This is a genomic window from Limosilactobacillus walteri (genome assembly GCF_014830205.1).
In the GTDB taxonomy this organism is placed as follows: Bacteria; Bacillota; Bacilli; order Lactobacillales; family Lactobacillaceae; genus Limosilactobacillus; species Limosilactobacillus walteri.
In genome coordinates this window covers 1-5,540 of sequence record NZ_QORN01000055.1, presented here as the reverse complement: position 1 = coordinate 5,540, position 5,540 = coordinate 1, and the positions used below count along the sequence as shown (strand labels likewise).

Below are 5,540 nucleotides of genomic sequence, written 5' to 3'. Positions count from 1 at the left end.
TGCTACAGCGCAGTACACAAAGGGACTCTAGCGTTCGGAAAATCCGAACACTAGAGTCCTCTTTGTGCTTGCGGGGGTTCCCTAAAGGCTAGCTTCGCGTCGAAAAACGAACTAGCAAGCTAGTTCTGTCTCACTCCCTCTAATAAAAAAGACTGAAAAAATTCAGCCTTTTTATAATCAATATTTATTTGATTATTGTTCTTCGTACCAGCTGTAGTGGAAGTTACCTGGACGGTCAGTACGTTCGTAAGTGTGAGCACCGAAGTAGTCACGTTGAGCTTGAAGCAAGTTTGCAGGAAGCACTTCTGAACGGTATGAATCGTAGTAACTAATAGCAGCGCTAAGGGAAGGTACAGGAATACCAGCCTTAACAGCAAGAGCAACTACATCACGAATAGCCTTTTGGTACTTCTTAGCAATATCCTTGAAGTAATCATCAAGAAGCAAGTTCTTTAAGTCTGGGTTCTTAGTGAAGGCATCAGTGATGTTTTGTAAGAATTGTGCACGAATAATGCATCCTGCACGCCAGATTTGAGCTAATTCACCGTACTTAAGGTTCCAGTTGTAACGTTCGGAGTCGATCCGCATTTGTTCAAAACCTTGTGCGTAACTCATAAGCTTACCGAAGTAAAGTGCTTGACGTACTTTTTCAATCATTTCGGTCTTATCATCGATTGAAATAGCTTCAGTGTCAACAGGCAATTCCTTGCTTGCTTGGACACGTTCGTCCTTCATCATTGAGATGTAACGTGCATAAACAGCTTCGGTAATAACAGATTGAGGAGCACCACCATCAAGGGCAGTCATTGAACTCCACTTACCAGTACCTTTGTTAGCACCACGGTCAAGGATCATATCAACGATAGGCTTACTCTTGTCGTCACCAAGGTCATCCTTACGAGTAAGGATGTCAGCAGTAATGTCGATAAGGTAACTGTTTAATTCACCTTTGTTCCATTCTGCAAAAGTCTTAGCGATGTCATCAACAGGCATCTTTAATACGTTACGCATGATGTTGTAACTTTCGTCGATTAATTCTTCATCACCGTATTCGATACCGTTGTGAACCATCTTAACATAGTGACCAGCACCATTTGGTCCAATGTAAGCAACACATGGCTTGCCGTCTTCTTCAGCCTTAGCAGCAATCTTTGTAAGGATTGGAGCAACTAAGTCATAAGCTTCCTTTTGACCACCAGGCATAAGTGATGGACCTTGAAGAGCACCTAATTCACCACCGGAAACACCCATTCCGATGAAGTTGATACCAGACTTGTCTAACTTAGCGTTACGAGCCATAGTATCGTGGAAGTTAGTGTTACCACCATCGATTAAAACATCACCCTTGTCAAGTAATGGTAATAATTCATCGATAAGAGCATCTGTTGGCTTACCGGCTTTAACCATCATAAGGATACGACGAGGCTTTTCTAGTGAGTCAACGAATTCCTTAATAGTGTAGCTAGGTACTAACTTCTTATCACTGTGGTCACGCATCATGTCGTCAGTACGGTTGCGGTGACGGTTGTATACACCAACCGTGAAGCCACGGCTTTCGATGTTCAGTGCAAGGTTCTTACCCATAACAGCTAAACCAACAACACCAATTTGTGCTTTTTGATCAGACATTAAAGTCACTCTCCTCAATACTTATGTAATATATTTCACAACCTCGATTATAACAAAATTTGGTGATAGTGCAAACGCTAAACATCAAATTTTAATAATAAAAAAGCAATTTATAGCTAAAAAACTATAAACTGCTTACATTAATTAATGATTTAAACGATAAACCCACTTGCGACCATCACGAGCTAGCAATTCATCAGAAGCTGCTGGTCCCATAGAACCTGGTGTGTAGTTAGGGAACTGTGGTTTTTCAATATCCCAGAGTTTGCGAATAACATCAACGAACTTCCATGCGTAGGCAATTTCAGCCCATGAAGCAAAGTTGGTGTGGTTACCCTCAAGAGCGTCATGGAAAAGACGTTCGTATGGTTCTGGAGATTCCTTCTTATCAGAATCACTTTGTAGGAAACGAAGATCAACTGGTTCAGTAGTGAATCCTTGACCAGCGCGCTTAGCATTTAATTGGATAGCAAAACCAGAGTTAGGTTCAACAAAAATGGTTAATACATTAGAGTTAAGTGATTGATCACTAGCTGAACGAGGGTTGGCGAAGATATCAATTAGCGGCTTCTTAAAGACGACATCAATCCGCGTAAACTTATCCGCTAATTTCTTACCAGTCCGAACATAGAATGGTACGCCAGACCAACGATAGTTGTCAAACATTAGCTTAGCAGCGACGAATGTTTCAGTACCTGATTCTGGATCTACGCCATCTTCATGACGGTAAGCAGTAGTACCTTCACCAGCATCATATTGACCACGTACAAAGTTACCAGCGGCTTCCGAAGGGGTGTAAAGACGAAGACTACGAAGAGCCTTGATCTTTTCAACCCGTACATCAGCATCAGTAAATGCGACTGGTTGTTCCATTGCAAGTTGGGCAACAATTTGCATGATGTGGTTTTGAACCATATCACGTAATGCTCCAGATTGGTCGTAGTAACCAGCACGTTCTTCAACACCAAGTTTTTCACTTAATGTAACTTGGATGTTGTCGATGTAACGGTTGTTCCAGAGTGATTCAATCATCGTGTTACCAAAACGCAATGCTTGAATGTTTTGAACCATTTCCTTACCGAGGTAGTGATCGATTCGGAAAATTTGGTTTTCACTAAATGTTTGTGATAATTCGTCATTAAGCTTCTTTGCTGATTCGAAATCACGACCAAATGGCTTTTCAATAACAAGCCGGTTAAAGCCGTTATCAGTTAATAACCCTTGTTTCTTCAAGTTTAATGCAATAGTGCCAAAGAATTGTGGAGCCATTGACATGTAGAAGAGACGGTTGCCTTCAGTACCGAATTGTTCATCTAATTCAGCAAGACGTTGCTTAAGAATTTCATAATGTTCTGGCTTAGTAACATCGTGTGACTTGTAGAAAAAGTGCTTTGAGAATGCTTCAGCTTGTCCATTCTCAGTTTCTGGGATGTTACTGATTGAATCACGAACAATTTTTTGGAATTCTTCGTCAGATAGTGGGCGACGAGATGTTCCTAACAATGCAAAGTGGTCAGCTAGGTAACCCTTTTGGTAAAGTTTGAATAAAGCGGTGTAAAGTTTCCGCTTTGCAAGGTCACCAGTAGCACCGAATAATGTAATTACAGCCTTATTTTCTGTAGCCAAAATGTTCACTCCTTCTGAAATTTCAGAAATTTCTTATACCGTTGACAATTATATACTCTTAAAGCACAATCTGCACTACCAAAGTAAACGTTTTCTAAGATGGAGTCTCAGAAAATTAAAATGGACCATCAAAGACAAACGCTGTATTAGCTTGCTTTTGCCAAGCGATTGTCAATTAATGGTCTAGAGCAAAAAACTTTTTAAATTAATTTGTGATTTATTAGACTAATAGTCTAAAGTATCTTTTTGATAAAAAAGAAGGAGAAAAATCTCCTTCAGATATACTATTAGACAAATTGTTTTCGTTCTGCCACCACTCCACATACAGTAAAGAAGATAGCAGCAATTGCGATAACAATAAGACTAGCAACCCAGTTATGTGTTTGCGAGTACAGGTTACCAACAACAATTGGTCCTAACGCTGCAATTAAGTAACCAACGGATTGAACCATTCCAGAAAGATTACGGGTATCAGCGGCACTCTTTGTTTTTAGTCCGAACAACGTCATTGCAAGCACAAAAGTTGTTGTTGTTCCCATACCAAGGAAAAGTGCAACAAATGCGTAATAAATGAACGAGTTAACGGGGAAAAACATCATTCCTGTTCCAATTAAGGACGCAATCCCGGCAAATAACATAATTGGTTGCCGATTTTGCATTTTTGTAGCGATAACAGGAACTAAGAACGCAAATGGCATGGAGAAAAGCTGTAATAATCCAGCAACGAGGCTTGCTTGATCACTAGTTAAGCCGGCGTCCATAGCAATTGTTGGCAGCCAGGCAACGATACTATAGAATACGAAGCACTGCCCCCCGAAGAAAAGTAATAACCACCATGCATTAGAATTCTTCCACATATTAGTACCGCGATCGGCTGGTTCGGCACTATTATTTGCTCGTTGATTGTAACGTAAGTTTGGTAGCCAGATAATTGCAGCGACTAATGCGATTAAACTAATGATAATTACGGCTGTTTCCCAACTAGTAGCATGAGTAATAGGGGTAATCACGTATGCCCCGATTGCTGCAAATAATGTCATTGCAACATTATACATACCGGTCACGCTGCCAATGCGTTCGGGCAGTTTATCCGAGATAATTGCTGGTAAAAGAACATTGATACAGGTGATGGCAGCTCCAACTAAAATAGTACCAAGCATTAATGCGGAAAAATTTAAAATTCGCAGATATGAACCAATAAACATCAAAATCATTGCTAATTCAATTGTTAGTTCATTTCCAATACGTTGTGCTAGGGCAGAAACGACCGAAGATAGCAACCCAAAACAAAGTAATGGGATAGTAGTTAGGATTCCCAAACTGGTTGTCTCAACGTTGAATGTATTTGCAATATCTTTGATAACAGATGGGATTGCTGTAATAGGCATCCGCATACAAACCCCTAAAAGCAATAGACCAAGGATTAGTAGCGGACTATGTTTTTTGATTTTTTCCAAAAAGTTCATCCTTTCTTATTTTATAATATTTAATATCGGCCTGATTGATAGACTAGACAATTATATCATAATGCACCCTTAGTTATGATTAATATACGGTTAGAAGTAACTAATCCAATTGACGTAATGCAATTCAAAACATATAATCAACAGTGAATCTTTTTTCGGAGGAATACTATGACGGCAATATACCCGTACCTAACATTTGAAAATGCTAAGGAAGCCATGACTTATTATGAACAAGACTTTGGGGCAGAGATTACGTACCATGAGCCTTTATCAAAAGAGCAAGCAGAAAACCTTGGATTACCAATTGACCAGTTAAATCAAACTACGATGCGCGGAGAATTTATGATTGCAGGACAAAAAATTATTTGTGCAGATGCAACAATGGGGCATCCGCAAACATCAACTTTGATTTCTATAATGCTCGATTTTCAAAATGATGAGGAAGATGCGCGTAATCTATTTAATCGTTTAGCAAAATCAGAAAATCAACGAGTAACAGTGCCGTTCGGTGATTGGATATTAAATGATTTGATGGGCCAAATAGTGGATAAGTACGGGATAACATGGCTAATTAGTGCAAATAAGAATAAGGAATAGAATAGCTTGTCAATAGTGATATATGTCATACAAAAATATAAAGGGAGGCTGGAAATTTATTTCTCCAGTCTCCCTTTATATTAATGTCTTTAGACCTAGTTGAGTGCGTGAGCGAAGCGAATGCACGAAACAAAAAACCACCTGCTATGCGGGTGGGCGATAAAAATTATATAAAAAAGGCCTCTTTTGCCTTAAGATGAAGGTGTTCAAGCCAAAGTCAAT

Annotated in this window: 4 protein-coding genes; 1 reads left to right on the top strand and 3 read right to left on the bottom strand. The window is 39.5% G+C overall.

Annotated features, from left to right (window positions below; translation table 11 throughout):
* Positions 1-192: 192 nt before the first annotated feature.
* From gnd to DTK66_RS10490, 3 genes are all read right to left on the bottom strand, one after another.
* Entirely contained in the window at positions 193-1,629 is a 1,437-nt protein-coding gene (gene gnd, locus DTK66_RS10500) for an NADP-dependent phosphogluconate dehydrogenase (protein WP_153931106.1), read from the bottom strand.
* Between the two features lie 144 nt (positions 1,630-1,773).
* The gene (gene zwf, locus DTK66_RS10495) at positions 1,774-3,255 is read right to left on the bottom strand and encodes a glucose-6-phosphate dehydrogenase (protein ID WP_153931107.1); all 1,482 of its coding nucleotides are present in this window, start codon (positions 3,253-3,255) and stop codon (positions 1,774-1,776) included.
* Positions 3,256-3,542: 287 nt separating this feature from the next.
* Positions 3,543-4,721: a CynX/NimT family MFS transporter gene (locus tag DTK66_RS10490; protein WP_153931108.1), complete on the bottom strand. Its 1,179-nt coding sequence runs from the start codon at positions 4,719-4,721 to the stop codon at positions 3,543-3,545.
* A gap of 168 nt (positions 4,722-4,889) precedes the next feature.
* Between DTK66_RS10490 and DTK66_RS10485 the strand changes: the two genes are divergently transcribed.
* Positions 4,890-5,318, top strand: coding sequence for a VOC family protein (locus DTK66_RS10485; protein WP_191668640.1), 429 nt, complete (start codon positions 4,890-4,892; stop codon positions 5,316-5,318).
* Positions 5,319-5,540 lie beyond the last annotated feature (222 nt).